The 23,368-nt window shown below is 45.4% G+C and carries 17 protein-coding genes and 1 other RNA gene; 12 read left to right on the top strand and 6 right to left on the bottom strand.

Translation table 11 applies throughout. The features are described 5' to 3' along the window. Window positions 1-259 precede the first annotated feature (259 nt). The 6 genes from H8K55_RS17245 (at window position 260) to H8K55_RS17220 (ending at window position 10,177) form a co-directional block, all read left to right on the top strand. Window positions 260-3,781 (top strand): ATP-binding protein, encoded by a 3,522-nt coding sequence (locus H8K55_RS17245; RefSeq protein WP_186943302.1) that lies wholly within the window; start codon window positions 260-262, stop codon window positions 3,779-3,781. Window positions 3,782-3,898: 117 nt separating this feature from the next. Then, window positions 3,899-5,863 (top strand): peptidase U32 family protein, encoded by a 1,965-nt coding sequence (locus H8K55_RS17240; protein WP_186943301.1) that lies wholly within the window; start codon window positions 3,899-3,901, stop codon window positions 5,861-5,863. A 303-nt stretch (window positions 5,864-6,166) separates the two neighbouring features. Further along, a complete protein-coding gene (locus H8K55_RS17235; RefSeq protein WP_186943300.1) occupies window positions 6,167-6,574 on the top strand; it encodes a GntR family transcriptional regulator in 408 nt (135 codons plus the stop codon). 127 nt (window positions 6,575-6,701) lie between these two features. Next, on the top strand, window positions 6,702-7,658 hold the full coding sequence (locus tag H8K55_RS17230) for a TraB/GumN family protein (protein WP_186943299.1): 957 nt from the start codon (window positions 6,702-6,704) through the stop codon (window positions 7,656-7,658). Window positions 7,659-7,841: 183 nt separating this feature from the next. Continuing rightward, a complete protein-coding gene (locus H8K55_RS17225; protein ID WP_186943298.1) occupies window positions 7,842-8,708 on the top strand; it encodes an ABC transporter ATP-binding protein in 867 nt (288 codons plus the stop codon). Beyond that, the gene (locus H8K55_RS17220; RefSeq protein ID WP_186943297.1) at window positions 8,705-10,177 is read left to right on the top strand and encodes a hypothetical protein; all 1,473 of its coding nucleotides are present in this window, start codon (window positions 8,705-8,707) and stop codon (window positions 10,175-10,177) included. The genes H8K55_RS17225 and H8K55_RS17220 overlap by 4 nt, the downstream gene beginning before the upstream one ends. 65 nt (window positions 10,178-10,242) lie before the next feature. Here the strand turns inward: H8K55_RS17220 and recQ are convergent, their stop codons facing one another. The 3 genes from recQ to H8K55_RS17205 all read right to left on the bottom strand — a co-directional run bounded on the left by recQ (window position 10,243) and on the right by H8K55_RS17205 (window position 13,298). Next, window positions 10,243-12,075: a DNA helicase RecQ gene (gene recQ / locus H8K55_RS17215; protein ID WP_186943296.1), complete on the bottom strand. Its 1,833-nt coding sequence runs from the start codon at window positions 12,073-12,075 to the stop codon at window positions 10,243-10,245. 13 nt (window positions 12,076-12,088) lie between these two features. Next, window positions 12,089-12,928, bottom strand: coding sequence for an undecaprenyl-diphosphate phosphatase (locus tag H8K55_RS17210; RefSeq protein ID WP_186943295.1), 840 nt, complete (start codon window positions 12,926-12,928; stop codon window positions 12,089-12,091). Between the two features lie 100 nt (window positions 12,929-13,028). Then, on the bottom strand, window positions 13,029-13,298 hold the full coding sequence (locus H8K55_RS17205; protein WP_186943294.1) for a YkgJ family cysteine cluster protein: 270 nt from the start codon (window positions 13,296-13,298) through the stop codon (window positions 13,029-13,031). Window positions 13,299-13,463: 165 nt separating this feature from the next. On the opposite strand from H8K55_RS17205, the gene H8K55_RS17200 reads away from it, so the two are divergent. The 4 genes from H8K55_RS17200 to H8K55_RS17185 all read left to right on the top strand — a co-directional run bounded on the left by H8K55_RS17200 (window position 13,464) and on the right by H8K55_RS17185 (window position 16,795). Next, window positions 13,464-14,108, top strand: a complete 645-nt coding sequence (locus H8K55_RS17200; protein ID WP_329605062.1) for a TetR/AcrR family transcriptional regulator — start codon at window positions 13,464-13,466, stop codon at window positions 14,106-14,108. 232 nt (window positions 14,109-14,340) lie between these two features. Then, window positions 14,341-14,991 (top strand): protein-L-isoaspartate O-methyltransferase family protein, encoded by a 651-nt coding sequence (locus H8K55_RS17195; RefSeq protein ID WP_186943293.1) that lies wholly within the window; start codon window positions 14,341-14,343, stop codon window positions 14,989-14,991. Between the two features lie 31 nt (window positions 14,992-15,022). Beyond that, complete coding sequence (locus H8K55_RS17190; RefSeq protein ID WP_186943292.1) at window positions 15,023-15,346, top strand: rhodanese-like domain-containing protein; 324 nt, start codon at window positions 15,023-15,025, stop codon at window positions 15,344-15,346. A 132-nt stretch (window positions 15,347-15,478) separates the two neighbouring features. Further along, entirely contained in the window at window positions 15,479-16,795 is a 1,317-nt protein-coding gene (locus H8K55_RS17185) for a TolC family outer membrane protein (RefSeq protein WP_186943291.1), read from the top strand. Between the two features lie 66 nt (window positions 16,796-16,861). Here H8K55_RS17185 and H8K55_RS17180 read toward each other — a convergent pair whose 3' ends face one another. Beyond that, window positions 16,862-19,351, bottom strand: a complete 2,490-nt coding sequence (locus H8K55_RS17180) for an adenosylcobalamin-dependent ribonucleoside-diphosphate reductase (RefSeq protein ID WP_186943290.1) — start codon at window positions 19,349-19,351, stop codon at window positions 16,862-16,864. Between the two features lie 451 nt (window positions 19,352-19,802). On the opposite strand from H8K55_RS17180, the gene H8K55_RS17175 reads away from it, so the two are divergent. Together H8K55_RS17175 and feoB are read left to right on the top strand one after the other, a co-directional pair. Further along, complete coding sequence (locus H8K55_RS17175; protein ID WP_230408681.1) at window positions 19,803-20,159, top strand: FeoA family protein; 357 nt, start codon at window positions 19,803-19,805, stop codon at window positions 20,157-20,159. Further along, window positions 20,156-22,054 (top strand): ferrous iron transporter B, encoded by a 1,899-nt coding sequence (gene feoB, locus H8K55_RS17170; protein ID WP_186943288.1) that lies wholly within the window; start codon window positions 20,156-20,158, stop codon window positions 22,052-22,054. Before H8K55_RS17175 ends, feoB begins: the two co-directional genes overlap by 4 nt. Window positions 22,055-22,073: 19 nt before the next feature. On the opposite strand, the gene H8K55_RS17165 is transcribed toward feoB, so the two are convergent. Both H8K55_RS17165 and ssrA read right to left on the bottom strand, forming a co-directional pair. Beyond that, window positions 22,074-22,508 (bottom strand): SRPBCC family protein, encoded by a 435-nt coding sequence (locus H8K55_RS17165; RefSeq protein ID WP_186943287.1) that lies wholly within the window; start codon window positions 22,506-22,508, stop codon window positions 22,074-22,076. 430 nt (window positions 22,509-22,938) lie between these two features. After that, window positions 22,939-23,298, bottom strand: a transfer-messenger RNA (tmRNA) gene (gene ssrA, locus H8K55_RS17160). Window positions 23,299-23,368 lie beyond the last annotated feature (70 nt).

Here is a 23,368-nt window from a genome sequence, read left to right as displayed (position 1 = left end):
TTATTGCACGTATAGTTGTCGTCATTTTTTGGCTCTCAGTCATTCCAAAGTCAGATCGTAGTTTGCCCCAGCAAGCATGCCAAAATTTTATTAAAATGTGTCGTAAATTCAACGGATTTTTTCCGTAACTTCTGATCAAAGATGAGTTTGTGCCTGATCGTTGACGAAATGGATTGACACCTGCTTTTGCCCCTTGGATACTGGATTTGTTTCAGAAAAGAATCACTTTCTAGTGTTCAATCGCAAAGGAAGTATAGGTGTGAAAAATATCCAGCTTAAGCTATTTTTGCCATTCGCAATTGGTGTGCTGGTATTGCTGCCTGCTCTCTTAATCACGTGGTTTGGTTATCGAGCTGCGCAGCAGACTGCAATTGACGCTGCTAATGCCGTGATGGCGCAGGCAAGCATACGTGCGAGCGATGCTGCGGATGCCGATTTGGCTGAACCTACGCGACTCTTGAATTATTTTTCCAGTTACGGCGACGCAGTCAATGGCGAACCAGATCCGCAAAATTTTACGAGTCTAGATCGCTTTGAAGAGGTTGCCTGGCGGGCGATGCGCAGCACTCGACTGGTGAAATTCTTGGGATTTGCCAACTTGTCCGGTGAATATCGGGCAATTAATGTGTATGACGATGATGCCTTGCCCGAAGTTTTGGTTCTCAATCCTGGGGAGGAATTCAGGCGACATTTTCGCAGCGCATATCCACTTGATAGACGGATGATGATAGGCAAAGATAAGCAAGCCTATGTTGCCAATTCCAGACCTTGGTTTAGCGCCGCTATGCAAGCATCGGACCCCACAGGCATAAGAAGTGATCGACGTGCTTGGACCGATGTTTATCCTTCTTTTTCTCGTAATCAATTGCAAGTCGCGCATTCGACGGTCGTGCGTAACACCAAACGTGAAATTATTGGTGTTGTGGCGTTGGATGTTTCTTTCAAATTGCTCAGTACCTCGCTGCATAATTTGGAGATCAGCCCGAACGCTATCGCATTTATTGTCGATAGCAAAGGCGACCTAGTTGCAACTTCAGTGGAAACTATGCTGCTGGGCGCACCGGACGTGCCCAAAATTTCTGCTTTGCAAGCAAACTCGCCTTTGATCAGAAATGCCATGCGCTACTTGCCGGAAAGGATTAAGACTAGTCGCAAAAGTAATCAAAGTAACCTAGGCAATTCAGGTAATTCAGATAAATTTGAGAACAATCTGTGTAAAGAGTCAGGTATTTGTGAAAATTTTCAATTTGAATTTAACGAAAAAACTTATCTTGCGCATGCTTTGGTACTGAATCAAGGTAGCAGCGCAACATCTAATGCCTTGGCAGTACATCAAGCGCAAGACCTGAATTTTCCCGATTGGCGTTTAGTCATTGCCTTGCCTGCGGATGACTTTAATTATGTTATTAAGCAAAAAGGCCAAAAGACCTTAGCATTGGCAATTGTGTTGGCCTTGATTGCCTCAGCGTTTGGCATTTGGTTTGCTAATCGCCTTAATCACAGCATCAGCGGCATTGCCCGGGCCGCCGTAAAGTTAGGGCATGGTGAGTTGAATCTTGGTGTGATACGTACGAGTTTTGCCGAATTTAATCAGATCAGTAATGAACTGGGCCACACCGCGGACGCCTTGAGAAGATCACACGATGCTTTGCTGGCACAAAATGCTGCCTTGGAAGAACGTGTTCGTGCGCGTACGATTGATCTTGAACATCAGACTGAACAAGCCTTGCAGGCTGCGAATGCGAAGGCTGCCTTTCTCGCGACCATGAGTCACGAAATTCGTACTCCTATGAATGGTGTGATAGGTATGACTGACTTGTTGTCGGGAACTGTATTAACTGCTGAGCAATCTGACTACGTTGATACGATACGTGCGTCGGGGGATGCCTTGCTGACGATTATTAATGATATTTTAGATTTTTCAAAAATTGAATCGGGAAAAATGACTTTGGAATGCGAACCATTTTCACTGCAACAAATGATAGAGGATTGCATTGCGCTCATGGCGACCGCAGCGAATCAAAAAAAATTGGAACTGCTGTATGAATTCGATACGGATGTGCCTAAATTTATTTGGGGCGATATCACACGGGTTCGCCAGATCGTTTTGAACTTATTGAGCAACGCAGTGAAGTTTACTGAGCATGGCGACGTCATTATTCACGTCACTAAACCAAATCCTATGAATGGTCTGGATGCGAATAATCTAGTGCAAATTCATGTGCGTGATACGGGAATTGGGATTCCTGCCGATAGTGTCGAACATCTATTTTCCGCATTTACACAGATTGATGCTGCTACAACCAGAAAATATGGAGGAACCGGGTTGGGGCTTGCGATTAGTCGACGTCTCGCCGAACTCATGGGTGGTGACATACAGCTGCAAAGTGAAGTTGGTCAGGGCAGTGTGTTTAGCGTATTGATTCAAGCTGACGCCTATGACGATGAAGCCGCAGTGAATGCCAACCCGAGTGATATGGCGGCGCGTGAACACCTCAGATCTTTGCAGGGAAGAAAAGTATTATTGATTGATAAGAATGCGCAAAGCATGCGGATCATGTGCAATCGATTGCGCAATTATGGAATGCAGGTTCAAACAATACATTCACTGGAGCAGGTCGGTACGATTGTTTCAGATGCACTTATTGCAGGAGCGCCTCAAGTAGATGAGGCATTGGATTTGGTGATTATCAATATTGATCAGCATCAGATACCGGCTAAAGATTATTTGCAATCGATACGTTCCCATGCCAATTTGGCGCAGTCAGCGGTCTTAGCTTTGATATCGCAAGCGGATAGTTGTGAAGATGAACTTGATCAATTTGGCGCAGCTCATCTACTCAAACCTGTGCGTGAATCTCATTTGGCGGAAGCCTTGTTGCAGTTGCTGTTTGATTCTCAAAGTGCAGGGCTTCGGAAACATCCGGTGGAAGAGGAGCGGCGTAGTGGCCTGCCTACCTTGGGACAACGCTTTCCATTGCGGATGCTGATTGTTGACGATAATCCGACCAATCGTAAAGTAGCCAGCATGATGTTAGAACGCTTGGGTTATCAAGCAAAAACGGCAAATGATGGTAGGGAGGCGGTCGATCACATATTAGCGGCAGATGCTTCGCGTGAAGCATTTGATATCGTTTGGATGGATTTGCATATGCCTGTGCTTGATGGTTTAGAGAGTACAAAAATAGTGCGTAGTTCGGCGATCAAGCAACCGACAATTATCGCGGTGACCGCCGCTGCTATGCATGGCGATAAAGAAATTTGTTTGCAATCTGGCATGGATGACTATGTTAGCAAGCCACTGGAAAGCAAAGAATTGCAGTTGGCTTTAGAGCGTTATTTGACGGGGCACGGTTTTGAAATACGGCAACATGAAGTCACTGAACCTAAGGCGATCGACGCCAACGAACGCGACAATCAGCACACGCATTTTGATCCAAATCGGTTTATGGCATTTTGTGAAGGAAATCCTGCCTATCGAAATACATTCGTGGGTTTGATTCAAAATATGGTGAACAAGAGCCCTGATCAATTTGAACACGCGCTGCAGGCCTGGAAAGAATCCAGAATGGAGGAAGCGGCTAGAATTTTCCATACCATGCGCGGATCGATGGGGACACTGGGTGCGATCGTTTTTGTGGATACTTCACGAGAACTCGAAACTGCGATTAAGACTGGGCAAACGGAAGAAGTGAATCGCTTATTCGTAGAGATAAAGTTTGTTTTAGATTTAACATTGGCACAGGCACAACAATGGCTAAATCAACAAGCCGGCGAGTGAATAATTCGTTGGATATGAGCGTGGGGACTAGCTTTTCGCTATAATCCTCCCCTTTCCTTTGCCTGTCTTTGATCCTGTCACAGTCTTTGTCACAGTATTTGCCACCTAAGCGCCGCCATGACCCTACGTATCAATGAAATCGAATTACTCTCGCCCGCAAAAACCGTAGAAATCGGTCGCGAAGCAATCTTGCACGGGGCAGATGCGGTGTATATCGGCGGTCCTTCATTTGGCGCACGTCACAATGCTAGTAATGAGATTAGTGAGATAGCGAAGTTAGTTGAGTTCGCGCATCGTTATCACGCCAGAATTTTTGTCACGCTCAATACGATTTTGCACGATAGCGAATTAGAGACTGCGCGTCAGTTAATTACGCAATTTTATGATGCTGGTGTCGACGCCTTGATTGTGCAAGATATGGGCGTGATGGAGCTGGATATTCCGCCGATTCAGATTCATGCCAGTACGCAGTGTGATATCCGTACACCTGCAAAAGCACATTTTCTAGGCGCATCGGGTTTCTCTCAATTAGTGTTAGCGCGCGAGCTCACTTTAGAGCAAATTAAAGCGATCAAGGCACAGACCAACACACCATTAGAATATTTCGTACATGGTGCTTTGTGCGTGGCGTTTTCTGGTCAGTGCTATATCTCACATGCGAAAGATGGTCGTAGCGCAAACCGTGGCGATTGCTCGCAAGCCTGCCGTTTGCCCTACACCTTGACCGATAACACTGGTGGCGTGGTCGCCTACGACAAGCATTTATTGTCGATGAAAGACAATGATCAAAGTGCGAATTTGGAAGCCCTATTAGACGCAGGAATTCAATCCCTAAAGATTGAAGGGCGCTACAAAGATATGGGCTATGTGAAGAATATTACGGCGCATTATCGTTTGTTATTAGATGAAATTTTAGAACGTCGTCCTGAATATTATCGTGCATCGAGCGGACACACGCAGGTGGCCTTCACACCCAATGTGGATAAGACTTTTCATCGAGGGCATACGGCTTACTTCGCGAATGGGCGCTTAGATAATATTGGTGCTTTTGATTCCCCTAAATTTGTGGGTCTGCATATCGGCTATGTAACGCGTTTAGGTCCGGATTGGTTTGAAATGGAAACCAACGAAGATCTGGCAAATGGCGATGGTCTCAATTACATGCATAAGCGTGAAGTAGTTGGTGTCCATGCCAACACGGTTGAAAAAAAATCGACAAATGATAATGGTACGATCTGGCGCGTACATCCGAATGAAAAGATGGCGGAATTCGCCAGCCTCAAAGTAGGCATGTCAGTCCATCGCAATCGTGATCAGCAATGGGAAATGGCCTTAACCAAAAAGTCTTCTGAGCGCAAAGTTGGTTTGTGGTTGAGCTTATCCGAAACTGAAAATGGTTTAAGTCTAAAGTTGTCGGATGCTGATGGTATAGAAACCAGCACCACCATTGAATTGGCGCTAGAACCTGCACAGCAAGCCGACAAAGCAGAAGCTAGCCTGCGCGAAAGCCTTGCAAAATTGGGCAACACCATGTTCTATCTTGAGCAGCTCGATTTACATCTGAGCCAAGCTTGGTTTGTGCCTTCATCGGTGATCAATGCGTTGCGACGCGATGCCGTGACAAATCACGAGCAAGAGCGTGTCAAGTTATGGCAGCGTCCACTACGCGAAGCAGCGCAACTACCTTTAGTTGCGTATCCAGAAACCACGCTGAGTTATTTAGCGAATGTGTATAACCATAAGGCGCGCGAATTCTATCAAAAACACGGCGTCCAATTAATTGCGGCTGCCTACGAGTCTCACGAAGAAGCAGGCGAAGTACCGTTAATGATCACCAAGCATTGCTTACGTTTCTCATTCAATTTGTGTCCCAAACAGGCGAAGGGTGTCACAGGCGTACAAGGTCAGGTAAAAGCTGAACCTATGACCTTGGTGAATGGTGATGAAAAATTCACGTTGCGCTTTGATTGCAAACCTTGCGAAATGCATGTGATGGGCAGCATGAAGCCACACATCCTGAAATCACCGCCACCAACGACGGTCACGAGCCCTTTAGTGTTTCATAAGAGTAGGCCACAGTAATGTGCGGTTTGAAGCTTCATACACAATGATTCGTTAGCATTTGTGTTGGTAGCATTTGAATAAGTAGTATTCGTCCATTCGGACTTTGGTTCACTAAGACAACAATAAAAAACGACAGCTTTTATGCTGTCGTTTTTTCGTTTGGGCGCGGAGTTTTATGTTGTCGATATTAAATAAAGTTTTGACTTTTTCAAAAATAAATCTTGAATTTGCAAATTTACTGTATTAGTATATGCATACAGTATGTTTTTTGCCGTAATTTCATGTGATGACTGTATTTTTCGATGCTAAGAAGACGTTCTTATGACTATATCTAGAGATTTACCAGTCGATATTTTTTTGATTTCTACTGGAACCAGCGAACCTATTTATCGACAGATGGTGGAGCAACTACGCCGTCAGATTTTAGGTGGGCAGGTTCGAGCAGGCGATGCCATGCCTTCGGTACGCGAAGTCGCAAGTACTCTGGGCGTGAATCCAATGACCGTATCAAAGGCTTATAGCTTATTAGAAGCGGATGGCTGGCTAGCGCGCCGTCGTGGAATGGGCATGATCGTTGCGCAACGTGAATCACAATTCGAACAGGCTGAGAGTCGCTTGCAATTGATACGCCCAAGCTTAGAGCAGGTGGCATTGGAATCACAACAATTGAAGTTGGCGCCTGACGATGTGTTGCAATTGTTTAGTCAGATTTTGCGGTCTGATTCTTAGTAGAGATTTGGTTAAATTTGGGCAAGCAAGATTCAGTGAGATTCAGTGAGATTAATTTTTTCCTTTTAATCCATCGTATTTTTTAGGTCGTAGCGTCAAATAGTTTATAAATTTAGGAGAGAGTTTCATGCAGTTTTTTCAGAAAACAAAATCAACGATATTGAATGTTTGCGTAAGTAGTATTTTTAGCGCTGCTTTCGTTTTTAGTCCATCAAGTCAGGCTCAAGTATCTGCAGCGACGACACCAGCAGAGACTGGCGCGAAAACAGCGGATGCCGCAACCCGTGGATTACTATTTGAAATCAAATCTGGCGATAGAACGGCGTATTTATTTGGATCGATACATATCGCCAAAGCAGATTTTTATCCTATGTCACCCAAGGTTGAAATGGCCTATCGGTTTGCCGATACGGTCGCGATTGAAGCTGACGCCTCCGATGCCGCCGCGGCACAAGCGATCATGCCCAAGTTAATGTATGTCGCACCAGATAAATTGGAAAATCATTTGACGCCAGCGACCTGGTCAAATTTTCAAAGTGTATTCGGACCGGGATCTGCACAAATGCAGGCTTTGAAGCCCTTTATGATCAGTTCTGCGATTGCCGTTCAGGTGGGAATGCAAATGGGTTTAGACCCTGCACAAGGGATTGATATGCATTTCATTCAACGTGCAAAGGCTGATAAGAAATCTTTGGTGGAGTTAGAAAGTTTGGGGTTTCAAGCTGATATCGTTAGTAATCTGACGGATGAAGAGAGCGATTCTCTGATCTCGTCCTTACTCGATTCGATCAAGAAACGTGAGATGACTAAAGAATTAGAAGGCATCGTTGCGAGCTGGAAAGCAGCGGATGCCGAAGCTCTAGCGAAATTGTTTACTGATTCAGCCCAAAAAGACCCAGCGTCAAAACGCTTGATGAAACTGTTGATGGATGATCGCAATGAGGGAATGGCCGCCAAGATTCAAAACATGATGACTGCTGGAAAAAAATTGATGGTCGTCATCGGTGCAGGTCATCTTGCTGGCGAAAAAAGCGTAGTCGATTTGCTGAAGAAACAAGGCATGACGGTGACGCAGATTCGTTGATCAATGATGAAAATTGTTGAGCGTAGTTGACCTTCATTTGATTGCTGCTCGAAGAACTTGAGCGGCAATCAAATGAACAAACAAAAGAGCAGCAAAGTTGAGTGGAAAAAAGTTAATAACAATTATAAGCAGTGATAAGCAGTGATCAGCAGTAAAAACCAGACAGAAGATCAGGATAAAACTATGCAAGCACCTATCAGTATTAAAGGCCTCAGTAAGCAATTCAAACCACATCGTGTTTTAAAGAATCTGGATTGGGAAGTGGAAGCAGGTAGCATCGTCGGCTTGTTGGGACGAAATGGTGCCGGTAAATCGACACTGATCGAATGCCTGCTGGGTTTGCGTGATGCGGAGTCGGATAGCGAAGTGCGTTTGTTTGGTGAAGACGTCCGCCATTTGTCGGATGCCACCAAAGCCAAGATTGCCTATGTACCTCAAAATAGTGAATTGTTTGAATGGCTAACACCACGTCAGATGTTGAACTATTTTAAAGCGCTCTATCCACGCTGGAACGATGCCAAAGTGGATGCTTTGATGCAGCGTTGGGATCTGCCGTATGACAAACTGATTAGCAAATTCTCTGGCGGACAAAAGCAGCGGCTATCGATTATTCGTGCTTTGGCACATGAGCCTGAGTTATTGATATTAGACGAACCCGTTGCCAGCTTGGATCCAGCAGGACGCCGTGATTTTCTGCGCGAGATTGTCGATAGTGTCATCGATCAAAATACCACTATCGTATTTTCTACGCATATCTTGTCTGATCTTGAGCGGGTCGCGATGAAGGTAGCATTCCTGGCGAATGGACGTATCGTTCACCAACAACTCTTAGATGATTTGATGGAAGTGAGTTTGCTGGTAACTGGACCGTCAAGTCTAATCTCGCAATTAGGTCCACAGAAAATTTTGCAAAGCACCTATTTGCAGGATGGAAATACACGATTGTTGGGGCAATGGAACGCTGCACAAAGTGCGGAATTGCTCTCTCGTAGTGACATTCGCGTTGAACGTTTAAGCCTTGAAGATTTGTTCATAGAGATGACCAAATGAAAAACATTCTCAATATCTGGATGCAACCGGTGTATGCACGCCTGAATATGGAGAGTAGAAAATCCTTAATTCTCGTCATGGCATTCTTTCTCTTAGCAGGTCAACTGATCGCATCGAGTTTATACTTTTGGTCTGCTAAGAAGCCGGATGTCGACATTTTTGGTTATGCTTTTTTGTTTAGTATTGCCGCTCTGATCGTCATCGTGTTCTTTACCTGGTATGTGATGTTAGCTCAAAACATAGGCCTGCAATATTCTCCGGCGAATGCACGATTGGTGCCGGCGATACGGCGTCATTTACAAATAGCGATCATTATTCCTATTCTGTTTTGTGCCTTGCTCGCGGGCTTGGCAGGTCGTTTGATCGTGCATGAGTTCTCTGTATGGCCCATGTTTGTTTGTGTTGCCGTGATGGTTTTTTTTACGATCATTGTACGGACACAATGGGCAGTCGTTCCCTTGGTTTTGTGTTTTCAAGTTCCAGCAATAATGCAGCGCGCAGGCATCGAACACTTTGATAAATATTTGGAACGTAGCTTAGGTATCTCTTTTTCAGTTCTTTTGTTGTTGGCAATCCCTGTGATTATTTATGCGGGTATATATTGGATTTTTTCGATACGGGATGAAGCGCTGTTTAATATGCATAAGCGGACTCTTGCGCTACGCGCAGGTATTGCCGGAACACGAATCAATGAAAATCGTGTATCCCTTAGCCTGGCGACGGTGTTCTTAGTATGGATGAAGCACTGCGTGGTGCGTGGCCTGCGTGAGCCTGGAAGTGTCCAAACTCTAAAACGCTTGCATGGTTTTGTATTCGGACCGCGTGTACATTGGACGACGATTTGCCTGCAAGTGCTTGCAATGTTGGCCTTGGGAATTTTTTCGGTATTCTTGTTGGATACATTTTCGATCAAGAAGGATCATGATTTCTTGACCGGATTCTCGTTCGGTTTTGGTGGGGTTTTGTTGGTTGCTCAGCCTCTATTTTTTACGTTCTTATTGTTTTATACCATGTACCAAACGCGGTATGAGCAGGCCTTACTTCAATTGGTGCCAAATCATGTAGGAAATGCTGCTTTAGATCAAATGCTGATGCGTTACTTATTGCGGCAATTTTTTATCTTATATGGTCTGAGCGTGCTGGTTTCTGTACCGGTCTGCATTTTTGTATTGCATGGTGGTCTTCAGGCGGCAAGTTTGGTGCTATTCCTGAGTTGCTTGTTTCCCTTGGTGTCGGCAGTCGTTTTTAATTACGCCAAGATGAAAGCCTTAAATGACCATCCTATGTTGAAGATAGTGATTATTTGTCTGTTGATATTTGTGGTTGGCATGACTCTAGGTCTAACGACGTCATTGACTTTAATTTGGTGGTATAGCGCAGCGGTTCTTTGTGCCACATTGATTTGGCTGAGAAAGACAATGAAAATGAATGCGAGCGCAATCATGTTTCCAACCGGACGCTCGGTGTGATGTGAGCCAGTTGAGTAAGTTGAGTAAGAGGTAGAGCGACGACTCGTTGCGATATTGAAGCGAACTTACAAAAACTCGGCGATCAGTTTCACCAATTCTTCGCCGTAGCTTTCTAATTTTTTAGCGCCAACGCCAGTCACGCCGCGTAAGTCATCGAGGGAGCGTGGTTTGGCTTTGGCAATTTCACGCAAAGTAGTATCGTGAAAAATAATGAAAGCGGCGGTATTGTGTGCTTTGGCAGTTTCCACGCGCCACCAACGTAGGCGCTCAAAAATCACTTGTTCGCTATCCGACAGATTTGCTTCAGAAAAATCTTTCGCAGATTGGCGTTTGTGTTTGACAGCTTTTTCGGCCTTCTTGTATTGACGCAGTTGTATGCTGGTTTCGCCACGTAATACGGCACGTGAATCTTCGGTGAGTTTGAGTGAGCTATAGTTTTCGTAGTCAACTGAAACTAAGCCTAAGGCAATCATCTGCCTTAACATAGCACGCCATTCGGCTTCGCTTTTATCGGAGCCTATGCCGTAAGTCGAGAGCTGGTCATGTCGCCACTGCTTGACGCGTTCAGTATCAATTCCACGTATCACATCAATCACATGACCAGCCGCAAAGCGCTGATCGACACGATAAATTGTCGACAGGATTTTTTGCGCAGCGACCGTACCATCGAAAGAGCTGGGTGGTGACAGGCAAGTATCGCAATTGTCACAAGGCTGTGAGCTTTGACCAAAATAATCGAGTATATGCACGCGTCGACAATTTAAGGTTTCACACAAACCCAACATGGCATCGAGTTTGACACCTTGCACTCGCTTGAAGGTTTCATTCGCCTCAGATTCGTCTATCATGCGGCGTTGCTGTACTACGTCCTGCAAACCATAGGCCATCCACGCATTTGCGCTGGCACCATCGCGTCCGGCACGACCCGTTTCTTGATAATAGCCTTCTATGCTTTTGGGTAAATCCAAGTGCGCCACAAAGCGCACGTCGGGCTTGTCTATGCCCATACCAAAAGCAATAGTAGCAGTCATGACGATGCCATCTTCGCGCAGGAAGCGTGCTTGATTTCGATAGCGCTCAGATTGCTCCATACCTGCATGATAGGGTAGAGCAGTGATGCCGTTTTCATTAAGAAATTCAGCGGTTTCTTCAACTTTCTTACGCGACAAACAATACACAATACCGGCGTCACCGCTGTGTTGTGCGTTGATGAAATCCAACAATTGTTTGCGCCCATTCGCTTTTTCAACGATTTGATAGCGGATGTTTGGACGATCAAACGACGACACAAACTGCATCGCATTTTCTAATTGCAATCGGTGAATAATTTCATCACGAGTTTGTTGATCTGCGGTCGCCGTTAAAGCAATGCGTGGTACATCGGGAAAGCGTTCATGTAATACGGAAAGCTTGATGTATTCAGGGCGGAAATCATGTCCCCATTGTGAAACGCAATGGGCTTCGTCGATAGCGAATAAAGCCAGTGGTGTCACGCTTAATAATTCAAGACAGCGTTGCGTCATCAAGCGCTCTGGCGCGATGTACACCATGTCGAGTTCGCCTTCGCGCATCATGCGTTCTATTCGCATCGCTTCATCGAAGCTTTGAGTAGAATTCAAGAATGCCGCCCTGACTCCCACTTCCGCTAATGCATCGACCTGATCTTGCATTAAAGCGATCAAAGGTGAAACCACCACTCCCACGCCATGACGAATTAAGGCGGGAATTTGATAACACAGAGACTTACCGCCACCAGTCGGCATCAACACTAATGCGTCACCACCCTTGACTACGTGGTCAACAATTTGCCCTTGCTGAGAGCGAAATGCGGGATAGCCGAATACCGTCTGCAATAGGTGCAGAGCTTGATCTTGTTCCGGCGTAGTTATTTGCAGCATCGTGATGTAAAACTTATTCAGCCCAAGTGATGACGCCAGTGTAAGCGGTAATCAGAATCATGCAGCCGAAGGCAATTCTATACCAGGCGAATGCGTTGAAATTGTGGCTACTGACGTAACGTAATAACCAACGCACGCAAAAGAAAGCGGAAATAAACGCTGCAACTGTACCCAGACTGAACATAGGAATGTCGGCACTGGAGAGTTCATTGCGCGCTTTGTATAAGGAGTAAACCGTCGCACCAAGGAGAGTGGGAATTGCGAGAAAAAATGAAAATTCGGTAGCTGCTTTGCGTGACATACCAAACCACATGGCGCCAATAATTGAAGCACCTGAGCGACTAGTTCCTGGAATGAGCGCGACCGACTGTGCCAAACCTATCTTGATTGCATCAATTAGTCGCATATCATCGATACTCTCGACTTGCGATGGACGCACTTGAGTTTGCTGTTGATGGCGTCGTTCTGTCCACAAAATAAACAGTCCACCTAAAATAAAGGCCAATGCGACAGGGACAGGTTTGAACAGATAGGCTTTGATTTGTTTGCTAAATAAGAGGCCAAGAATGGCAGCAGGCAAAAAGGCGACAAACACATGCATCGCAAATCGTTGCGCTTTAATATCGCTGCCTAAGCCCATCACAACCTGTGCAATTCTTTGGCGATATTCCCAGCACACGGCGAAAATTGCGCCAGCCTGAATAACGATTTCAAATACTTTGATTTTTTCCCCAGTGAAGTCGAGCAGGCTACCCGCCAAGATTAGATGGCCTGTAGATGAAATTGGCAAGAATTCCGTCAAGCCTTCCACAATACCCATGACAATGACTTTAAGTACGAGAATGAAATCCATAGTGCGCTGTAGGGATAGGTTAGGGATAAAGTTAGGGAATAAAAATTGAAGGCACGAAGCTTATCATGCGACGCTGTTGTTTGAATTGAAATTTATGCACTTAGTTGGCTTTTGAGTGTGGTGCAGTGGCAGTTTCTAAGTTGCTCAACCACAGAATCGCTTGTTGTTTAGATGTTCCGCACATTTCCACCGAGGCTTGCAAGCCAGAGCAGCAGTCAGGACGTTCGGCTTGTCCAAAAATCGCACATCGCAAATCACTCGTTAATTGCACACAAGCAACGCCTGCTGGCTTGCCATTGGGCATGCCGGGAATAGGGCTGGAAATCGAAGGTGCGATACAGCAGGCGGCGCAGTGTGGTCGGCAATTCATAGTGTTAAGACAGTTTCAAACCAGTATTCTATCTGAATGTACTGGTATCTATGTCTTGTTTATGCGTGTGTTTTTAGCCAAGTTGAAGGTCGAGACTTGACCATTTCCATCCCACAGCTTACATTACTGACTCTTGAGTAAGTTAATTTTTGAGTGTTTTTTGTCATGATGTCATGTCCATTTAAGCCGCGTTGGGAAAGACGTAAAGACGCACGTCCACAAGAATTGTTGGATGCGGCTTTAGATCACTTCGTTGCGCGCGGTTTTGCAGCGACACGTTTGGACGATGTTGCCAAGTCGGCTGGCGTTTCTAAGGGAACTCTTTATCTCTATTTCAGTAGTAAAGAAGAATTGTTCAAAGCAGTAGTGCGCGAGTCGATAGTGCCTCTGCTGGGTGAAGCGGAAAGTCTGATTGAGCAGTATGAGGGGAATAGTGAAGAGCTGTTCCGATTGGTGATGACGACGTGGTGGGAGAATGTCGGCGCATCTAAGCTCTCAGGCTTGCCTAAGTTAATGACCGCAGAAGCGGGAAATTTCCCAGAATTGGCAAAGTTTTATCAAGAAGAGGTCGTCGATCGCGGTGAAAAACTGGTAGCAACCATGCTTAAGCGTGGCATAGCCCGCGGAGAGATTCGTGAAATGGATTTAGAGTTGGCGCCCAGAATTTTGGTTGCGCCGATGATTATGATGATGTTGTGGAAACATTCGAATGGTGTGTGTTTCGTTGAGCCAGAAAAACTGGGCGGATATCTAGACTTTTATATTGATATGGCGCTGCGCAGTGTCTTAATTGATAAGCCTATCAATTAACAACACGCATTCCGTTACATTACAAATTTTTGATTTACATCTGTTTTCGCGTATTTATTTGTTGAATATTGGCTGAATTGACGATGAAGGCCCTAAAACTCGCAGGAAAAGCTTTTTTTGTAGTAACGCTTTGATAAAATGCGACTCTTAGATTTTTTTAGTTAATTGCGGGAAGTTTTACTACTTCATTCGTCAATTACTTATTTTTAAATTAATGCAACGAGAAACTACCATGAACATCGAACAAGCCCGTTTTAACATGATTGAGCAGCAAATTCGTCCAACTAACGTCAGTGCACCTGAAGTATTGGAATTGCTGGGCATTGTAAAACGTGAAAACTTTTTTCCGGCGACGCAAGTGAGCTTGGCATTTATGGATACAGGCTTGCCATTGGCAGGTGGTGTGGTTTCTCTCAGTCCGAAATTAGAAGCGCGCATAGTGCAAGAAGTGGCAACAAAAAAGACTGATTCAGTGTTGGTGATTGGTGCAGATAGTGGTTATTTGGCAGCCTTATTGGCGCATCAGGCACGCCATGTGACTGTGATGGAAGCGATGCCAGAAATCAAAAATTTGGCGCAATCGAATATCGCAAAAAATGGTATTACCAACGTGGATGTGCAATGGGGCGATGCCTTGCAAAATGCTAACTTCGCCACATTTGATGTGATCGTTGTAACCGGTTCTTTAGAATCTTTGCCAGAAAGTTTGCAAGGGCAACTCAATGTCGGTGGCCGTTTATTTGTTGTGGTCGGTAAAGCACCTGTCATGACAGCAAAATTGATTTCGCGTGAATCAGAATTGTTTTTTAACACAACATCATTGTTTGAAACGTCGGTACCGGCTTTATCACAAGTCACCCCAGCATCGACTTTCACACTATAATGTGATCAAATTAATTATATAAAAAATCTCTATGCAACATATTACTGCTCCCGAATTAGCGCAAAGACTGGCAGATTCTGCTAAAAAAATGCCTTTATTGTTAGACGTTCGGGAACCTTGGGAGTATGAAACTTGTCATATCCCTCAATCGCAGTTGATGACTATGCATAGTGTGCCATTAAGGCTGGAAGAGTTAGATCGTGATGCCGAGATAGTCTGTGTTTGTCATCATGGTGGACGTAGTATGCAGGTTGCACATTTCCTTGAGAGAAATGGCTTTAATCAAATCATCAATTTGACCGGTGGAGTACACGCGTGGGCATTGCAAGTTGACACTTCTATGCCCACCTATTAGGAGTTGTCTACGAGTTTCTTTAGTGGTGCTAAAGATCTCAACATGATTGATTTGCCCTCGTGAATGCCGTGTTTTTGCAATGGTGATTGTTGCAATCTGGCAGACGATATTTAATTTTTTTCGGAGCATTTTATGCGTAAATCTATTATCGCTACATTCATTGCTACCGCATTTATTTCTTTAAATGCTGGTGCTAGCGATCTGCTGCAAATTTATAAAGAAGCCTTGGTTAATGATGCCCAATTTAGTAGCGCAAGAGCTGCTAAATTGGCTGGCCAAGAACGTTCTGTGCAAGGGCGTTCTGGTCTGTTGCCGAACATAGGCTTAAGTGCTGGCGTGACAAAAACCCATTCAGAATTTAATCCAGATGTTGGCCCAACCGTCACAAGCAATAGCACAGGTCGTTCGATGACTTTGTCCTTAAGTCAGCCTTTGTTCAACATGGCAACATGGGAAAACTATGAGCAGTCTAAGTTGGCGGTGGTTGGTTCAGATTTGCAATTCTCAGCAGCACAACAAGACTTAATGTTGCGCGTTAGTCAGGCTTACTTTGACGTGTTAGCCGCGCAAAATACCTTGAAAACTTTGCAAGCGCAAAAAGTTGCCGTGGCTGAACAATTGGCTTCAGCTAAGCGTAATTTTGAAGTGGGAACGCAAACTATTACTGACACACACGAAGCACAGTCACAATATGATTTAATCACGGCACAAGAATTGGCGGGCCAAGGTGATTTAGATGTAAAACGTGCAGCATTGCGTCAAATCATAGGCAAAGATGCTGGTGATCTGGCAATCTTAAAAGAAGGTGTGCAATTGAGTGCGCCTATGCCAGCTCAATTGAGTGATTGGGTTACATCAGCAGAAAAACAAAACTTATCCGTTGCGGCTTCTGAAGTATCTTTAGAAGTAGCCAAGCGTGAGATTAAAAAGAGCCGCGCTGGTCATTTGCCTACAGTAGATTTGTCGGCATCGACAGGTCGTAGTACTGGATCGTCTGCGACGCTCCCACCAGGCGTTAATTCACCAACGACAATCGGTGTCTCTTTAAAATTTCCTATATTTACTGGCTTTGCAACAGACAGTCGAGTGCGTGAAACGATTGCCTTAGAGGACAAAGCACGTAGCGATCTGGAAGCAGCGCGCAGAACAGCAGCGCAGGGCGCACGTCAATCATATATCGGCGTAGTGAGTGGTTTGGCACAGATTAAAGCTTTTGAAGCTGCCGAAATTTCTAGTCAATCCGCTTTAGATTCGACCAAGCTCGGCTACCAAGTTGGTGTGCGTATTAATATCGATGTTTTGAATGCACAACAAAAATTGTCGAATACACGTCAAAGCTTAGCTAAAGCGCGTTATGACTCTATCATGAGTGGACTGCGCTTAAAAGCTGCGGCTGGTACTTTGAAAGAAGCTGACTTGGTAGAAGTTAATGCCTTGTTGACGCAATAATTTTCTTCATTTGTATCCAATAAAAAACCCGCTAGCTGCGGGTTTTTTTATTGCCTGCAGAATTACTTATCCGCAAGCACCAACGTAACCGCAAGATACACAACGCGAGCAGCCATCTATTTTCTGCAATGCATAAGCGCCACAGTCAGGGCATTTTTTACCTGTTGCTGTGTAAGTCATGGGAGCTGATTCGACTTCATAAGCCAAATCATCCATGCCATAAGCAAGTTGTTTGTTTTTGAATTTTTCTGCCAGTACGATGATCGGTACTTGATTGCCACCGGCATCTAAGAAGCCGCGCTTCATCAATATGCGTTGTAAAGAATAGCCAATCGCTGCTACTTCGGATTCATGAAAGAGTGGTGCCTGGGAACCGTCATCTTTTGTGATCATACCACACCGCACCGTGCCTTTGTCCCAGACTACTTCACGCATATCGGCAAGCGCCTTGGCGATTGATCCACCAGAGCGTGCCGCCATTGATAGCAAGCGCATGCTGGCAGAAATCCATTGTTGACCGTCGTTCTTTTGCCCTGCCGGCATGAAGAATTCAAATGGACGTTCTATCGTCGCCAATTCTCCGCCGACTGTGCCTTGTACATGGATAAAGCTGACTGTCAGATAAACGGTTTTCTTGCCTTCAAACGTCATATATTGAACTTTGGAGGTAACAGATTCCAGATCACCGAAAGGGCGACCATCAAATTGCTTGCGCAGTAAGTCGTCATCGGGAATCGTTTGCGGAACAGGTGCCGTGGCTTCCGTGCTGACCGACAATACGCTACCAAGAATGTTGTTGGGGCGATAGGTAGCGAGGCCTTTGAGACCAGCACGCCAAGCGTCCATATACAGATTTTGAAAATCTTCGTATGGATAATCTGCCGGTACATTGACTGTTTTTGAAATCGCAGAGTCGACATAGGGTTGCACTGCTTGTAGCATCATCATATGATCATTTGCCGACATATTGAGCGCAGTCACAAATGCGGGCGGCAATTTACTATCATCAGACACATCATTGCCTAAATGACGATAGAGGCGCCAGGCATGATCAGCGACCTCATAAATTTTACTGTCGCCAGCTGCCATGCGTTTTTTACGGTTATAAACCCAAGAGAAGGCAGGCTCAATGCCGTTAGAGGCATTATCCGCAAATGCCAAAGTGATCGTGCCTGTTGGTGCGATTGATAGTAGATGTGAGTTACGTAAACCATGCTGTGCAATCTGATGGCGTAAGGTATTCGGCAAGCGTTGTGCGAAAGCACCTTGTAGATATTGCTCGCTATCAAATAGCGGGAAAGCGCCTTTTTCTTTGGCGAGTTCGACAGAAGATTGATAAGCAGTATCACGCATGGCTTCCGCTACTCGCGTCGCAAATGCACGTCCATCGGCAGAGTCATAACGCAAACCTAGCATCACTAAAGCGCTGCCCAGACCTAAGAATCCCAAGCCTACGCGACGTTTTGACATGGCCTCGTCGTGTTGCTGCTGTAGGGGCCATGCAGTAGCGTCGAGCACATTATCGAGCATGCGGGTAGCGACACTGACGACGGCTTGAAATGCTTCAAAATCAAAACTCGCCTGGTCGGTAAATGCTGCTTTAGCAAAGCGTGTGAGATTGATAGATCCAAGACAGCAGCAGCCGTAGTCGGGTAAGGGCTGTTCACCACATGGATTCGTAGCTTCTATCGTTTCGCAATAATGCAGATTATTTTCTGCATTGATACGTGATAAAAATAAGATGCCAGGTTCGGCATGATCATAGGTGGATTTCATGACTTCGTCCCACAGATCACGTGCCTTCACGGTTTGATATACCCACAGGCCTTGCTCATTTTGATAGGCACCTTGTAGTTTTTTGTCGTCGCTAGGTTCCGCTTTATGCGTCAATAAAAAATCGCCATCAATAGCAACTGCGCTCATGAATTCGTCGCTTACGCCGATTGAAATATTAAAATTTGTGAGTCCGCCTTGATCTTTAGCGTGGATGAATTCAAGAATATCTGGGTGATCGCAACGCAGGACGCCCATCTGCGCACCACGTCTGGCACCGGCTGATTCAACGGTGGAACATGAGGCATTAAATACTTGCATGAAAGAGACTGGGCCAGAAGCGCGAGATCGGGTTCCTCGCACCAGGGCATCTTTTGGTCGTATGGTGGAAAAGTCGTAACCCACGCCGCCGCCACGTCGCATCGTTTCTGCCGCATCCGACAGGGCAGTGTAAATACCTGGCTTACCATCGGTGGTGCTGGAAACTGAGTCACCAACCGGCTGCACGAAGCAGTTGATCAAGGTGGCATGCAAATCCATCCCTGCAGCAGAATTAATCCTACCAGCAGGCACGAAGCCATTTTTTTGTGCCCATAAAAATTTCTCTTCGTAATACGCTTGAAAATCAGGTGCTTCAACGCTGGCTAAGGCTTTGGCGACGCGGCTTTGCACATCGTGAATAGTAGCCTCATCTCCTTTGGCATATTTTTCTAAAAGGACGTCGAGGGAGATTTCTTGTGGTGACATATCAGTCAATCCTAGGATTTTATCGTTGGCATTCATGCTAATTTTTTGTATTGAGTTTGGTATGTGGAGTTTGGTAGTAAGAACTTACTAAAAGTTTTCTGGATGATGTTCTGACGCGGAAATGGATGATTCATTATAGACCTCTGCGTGACTTTTTCCTTGACTCGTCTCAATTTGTATTTGATGAAATATCGACAAATTTTTATTTTGTTCGAATGGATTTTTTACATTGAGGGCAGTAATTATTTGATCAATTATTTACCTTTTCGACTGCTTTCTTATTGGCTAAATTGTTCAATGCTGACCTATTCAGCGGGGTGTTTGAAGTGCATTTGAGGGGTAGCCGTAAAAATTGCCAGAACTATTGATATAAGTTAAAGAATTAGACACCGTTGGCGAGTCAACTTTGATTTACTTAAGAATGATTCTCGTTTATAGTTTTGTCTTGAAACAAGTATTCTCTTTGATAGCGATCCAGATCAGCACCATGAACTCCGTAAATATTAATATGGCAACATCACTAAATACTGCAAAACCAGTCGTTGCTGCGCCATTGCAGTCGACGCAGGCTAGTGTTTCTGTTGCAGTGAAAGCACTGGCAGATGTTGCCATCGGAGAAAAATGCTTAGTACGTCAATTGGTCGCACCACAGGGCATGCCGGAGTGGTTGACACAATTGGAAGATATAGGTTTCATCGTTGGAGAACCTGTCACCTTGATGGCGCGTGGCGCTTTTGGTGGGGATCCCTTGGTGATTCGTATCGGTTTATCAACCTTTGCACTACGTAAGGCAGAAGCCGCGTGTGTCTTGGTCGATGTGCTTGAAAGCAAGGTTGCTGCATGAGTCATGTAAAACCGGCAGTCGTTCATTTTCATGCAAGTGGTCCTTTGGTAGCTTTAGTTGGCAATCCGAATTGCGGTAAAACAGCACTCTTTAATTTGTTGACCGATAGTAAGCAAAAAGTCGCGAATTATGCGGGTGTGACAGTCGAGCGCAAAGAAGGGCGCTTGAAAACAAGCGCAGGTAAAGTATTGCGTGTGTTGGATTTGCCTGGCACTTATAGTTTGCATCCACGCTCCCCTGATGAGCGCGTTACGCATGATGTCTTATACGGCAATGCGGTCGGCGAGAAGCGTCCCGATTATGTGGTCTGCGTCGTTGATGCGACAAACTTGCGACGTGGATTACGTTTGGTGATTGCGGTACAGCGACTTGGTATTCCGTGCATGGTCGCACTGAATATGACGGACATGGCAGAGCAGCGTGGTCTGCATATTGATGAGCAGGCATTGGCGCGTGAGCTGGGTATTCCTGTGGTGCGTACTGTGGGAATCAAGCAGGGTGGTGATACTGCTTTAAAAGCCATGCTAGACGATATTCAAGCCTTGAATAGTCATGCGCATCTGGATGATAGCGATCCAGCAATTCAATCGCATACCGATCTCGATCACGAACGGGTTCGCCAGATTTTGACCAAGTTGAACTTGGATGAAATCGTTCCTCATAATGCTAGCGATAAGATTGATCGCGTAGTTTTGCACCCTGTACTCGGGCCGATCTTGCTCGCTGTTATTCTCTTCTTGGTTTTCCAAGCCGTATTTGCGTGGGCGACTGTGCCTATGGATTTAATAAAGGCTGGCACTGAGTGGCTGGGGGCGAGTGTCTCCGCGCTATTGCCTGAAGGTTGGGTGCAAAGTCTACTTGTCAACGGCATCATCGCTGGTGCTGGCGGCGTCATCGTGTTTCTACCGCAAATCCTGATCTTGTTTTTCTTTATTTTGGTGCTGGAAGAGTCAGGTTACTTGCCGCGCGCGGCTTTCTTGCTGGATCGCTTGATGGGCGGAGTAGGTTTATCGGGACGTTCATTTATTCCATTGTTGTCGAGTTTTGCATGTGCAATTCCAGGCATCATGGCGGCACGCACCATAGCCAATCCGCGTGATCGCATGGTCACCATCATGATTGCGCCTCTGATGACTTGCTCGGCACGCCTACCCGTGTACGCCTTACTAATCGGTGCATTTATTCCGCAGCGCGATGTTTGGCATATTTTTGAATTGCAAGGTTTGGTGTTATTTGCCTTGTATGGTGCTGGCATTATTGGTGCCTTGGCGGTCGCCTGGGTGTTAAAACGGTTTACCGCGCAAAGCCAAATTCGCACTTTGATGATGGAATTGCCTAGTTATCACTTGCCAACTGTGCGTAATGTTTTATTGGGACTGAAGCAACGCGTGGTCATTTTTATGAGTCGTGTCGGCGGCATTATTTTGATGTTGACTATCGCTTTGTGGTTCCTGGCAAGTTACCCAGGCGCTCCGGTAGGCGCAACAGGCATGCCGATAGAATATAGTTTTGCCGGTTACATCGGCAAAGCGCTGGCAGTTGTTTTTGAACCTATAGGATTTAACTGGCAAATCAGTATTGCCTTGGTTCCAGGTATGGCCGCACGTGAAGTTGCTGTTAGTTCCCTTGGTACTGTATATGCTTTGGCTGCCGCTGGGAGTAATACAGCTGAAGCATTAGCGCCTTTGATTGCGCAGCAATGGAGTATCGCAACGGCCTTGTCTTTGTTGGCATGGTACGTGTTTGCACCGCAATGTATTTCGACTTTGGCGACCGTTAAACGCGAGACAGGCGGCTGGAAAATGCCTTTGATCATGATGAGCTACCTATTTGCGTTGGCATATCTGGCTTCGTTCATCACCTATCGAGTCGCGTTATTTTGCGGTTTAGGTTGAGCTATTTATTCTATTTTATTTATTCAATCTTTTCTGCAAGCACCAGTGCCAGATTCGCAAGGATGCCAGTCCATCCTTGAATCACGCTGGCTTCATACTCTAACCAAACACCATCGTGCACTAAATTCAATAGGCAACCAGTCTGCGATTTTGCAATTTCTAGTTTGACATAGGTTGCCGGAAAAGGCTTGCCACCAAAACTGAAATGCAAGTGAAGCGGCCGCTCAATTTTTAGATACTCCCCCACATGCTCTGCATCGACCCCATCGCGGGTTTCAATGATGCAAAATTTTCCGCCTACGCGTGCATCAATTTCCACCATTTTCATGATACCAGTCGGTGTCACAAACAAAAATCTTCCGGCTTGTTTGGGGGCTAACCAAGCATCGAACACTGCTTCCGCAGTGGCTTGAAATTCGCGAGATACTTTAACGGTGCAGGTGGGCTGATTCATAGTTTTCCTAACTATTTTATGAGTTTGATCAGAATCATATCCACTACACTGATTCTGTTCTTAGTTATTTATTTTAAGGTGAATCAGAATATATTGGCAGGTATAAATGCGGTTTTTTGAAAACCTTAAAAGAGAATTTGATTGACAGCTTGTCGATTTGGGTAGAGTGACTTCAGTTTTTGTATTTTATTGGAGTCGGCGAAAATTGAGCCTTTACGTTTGCAAGCGCAATCTCGTTCACATGTCCGTCGTATGCGAATCGAAGCCTGTGGTTAGGAATCATTTCTCGCGGAGAATGATTGCTTCAAAAGCAGGGAGTGTACTTCCTTAATTCCCTTTTTTCCCCGAGCGGACGCGGGTTCGATTCCCACCGACTCAACAAAAAACAAAAGCCATCCAACGAGATTGGATGGCTTTTGTTTTCAAATCTTGGTGGAGTCGGCGGGAATCGAACCCGCGTCCAAGAGCACTCTACAGACAGTTCTACATACTTAGTGCTGCCATTTAATTTAATCTCGACGACGCGGACGCACACGCTGCGGCAAGACGAGTTACCTATTATTTAGTCTCAAGCTAAGTAACCCAACTTAAGACGATTCCCTATAAATGACTCTAAGCTGTTTCCAGCCCGCCCTAGGGAAGAAGCGGTTAAGAGCTAGCGAGCGATTAAGCTGCTAATGCGTACGAGTTATCGTTTGCAGTTATATATTTCAGATTGTATTTACGAGGTAGTCTGGCCTCGGTATGCCCTGCTCTGCTTTGCAACCCCTGTCGAAACCAGGTCGACCCCAAAGCGATGCTAAGTATACTCTATATAGCGCGAGTGCTCCAAGTTTCAAGCGCTCTGATTCATTATTTAA

The sequence above is a fragment of the Affinundibacterium flavidum genome (genome assembly GCF_014284175.1).
Taxonomy (GTDB): Bacteria; Pseudomonadota; Gammaproteobacteria; order Burkholderiales; family Burkholderiaceae_D; genus Undibacterium; species Undibacterium flavidum.
This window is presented reverse-complemented; position numbering and strand designations above follow the sequence as displayed.

What these genes read in the sequence shown, in the direction of transcription:
- H8K55_RS17240 (WP_186943301.1), top strand. Translation starts at nt 3,899, where the DNA reads ATGACCCTACGTATCAATGAAATCGAATTACTCTCGCCCGCAAAAACC.
- H8K55_RS17235 (WP_186943300.1), top strand. Translation starts at nt 6,167, where the DNA reads ATGACTATATCTAGAGATTTACCAGTCGATATTTTTTTGATTTCTACT.
- H8K55_RS17230 (WP_186943299.1), top strand. Translation starts at nt 6,702, where the DNA reads ATGCAGTTTTTTCAGAAAACAAAATCAACGATATTGAATGTTTGCGTA.
- H8K55_RS17225 (WP_186943298.1), top strand. Translation starts at nt 7,842, where the DNA reads ATGCAAGCACCTATCAGTATTAAAGGCCTCAGTAAGCAATTCAAACCA.
- H8K55_RS17220 (WP_186943297.1), top strand. Translation starts at nt 8,705, where the DNA reads ATGAAAAACATTCTCAATATCTGGATGCAACCGGTGTATGCACGCCTG.
- recQ (WP_186943296.1), bottom strand. Translation starts at nt 12,075, where the DNA reads ATGCTGCAAATAACTACGCCGGAACAAGATCAAGCTCTGCACCTATTG.
- H8K55_RS17210 (WP_186943295.1), bottom strand. Translation starts at nt 12,928, where the DNA reads ATGGATTTCATTCTCGTACTTAAAGTCATTGTCATGGGTATTGTGGAA.
- H8K55_RS17205 (WP_186943294.1), bottom strand. Translation starts at nt 13,298, where the DNA reads ATGAATTGCCGACCACACTGCGCCGCCTGCTGTATCGCACCTTCGATT.
- H8K55_RS17200 (WP_329605062.1), top strand. Translation starts at nt 13,464, where the DNA reads ATGATGTCATGTCCATTTAAGCCGCGTTGGGAAAGACGTAAAGACGCA.
- H8K55_RS17195 (WP_186943293.1), top strand. Translation starts at nt 14,341, where the DNA reads ATGAACATCGAACAAGCCCGTTTTAACATGATTGAGCAGCAAATTCGT.
- H8K55_RS17190 (WP_186943292.1), top strand. Translation starts at nt 15,023, where the DNA reads ATGCAACATATTACTGCTCCCGAATTAGCGCAAAGACTGGCAGATTCT.
- H8K55_RS17185 (WP_186943291.1), top strand. Translation starts at nt 15,479, where the DNA reads ATGCGTAAATCTATTATCGCTACATTCATTGCTACCGCATTTATTTCT.
- H8K55_RS17180 (WP_186943290.1), bottom strand. Translation starts at nt 19,351, where the DNA reads ATGAATGCCAACGATAAAATCCTAGGATTGACTGATATGTCACCACAA.
- H8K55_RS17175 (WP_230408681.1), top strand. Translation starts at nt 19,803, where the DNA reads ATGAACTCCGTAAATATTAATATGGCAACATCACTAAATACTGCAAAA.
- feoB (WP_186943288.1), top strand. Translation starts at nt 20,156, where the DNA reads ATGAGTCATGTAAAACCGGCAGTCGTTCATTTTCATGCAAGTGGTCCT.
- H8K55_RS17165 (WP_186943287.1), bottom strand. Translation starts at nt 22,508, where the DNA reads ATGAATCAGCCCACCTGCACCGTTAAAGTATCTCGCGAATTTCAAGCC.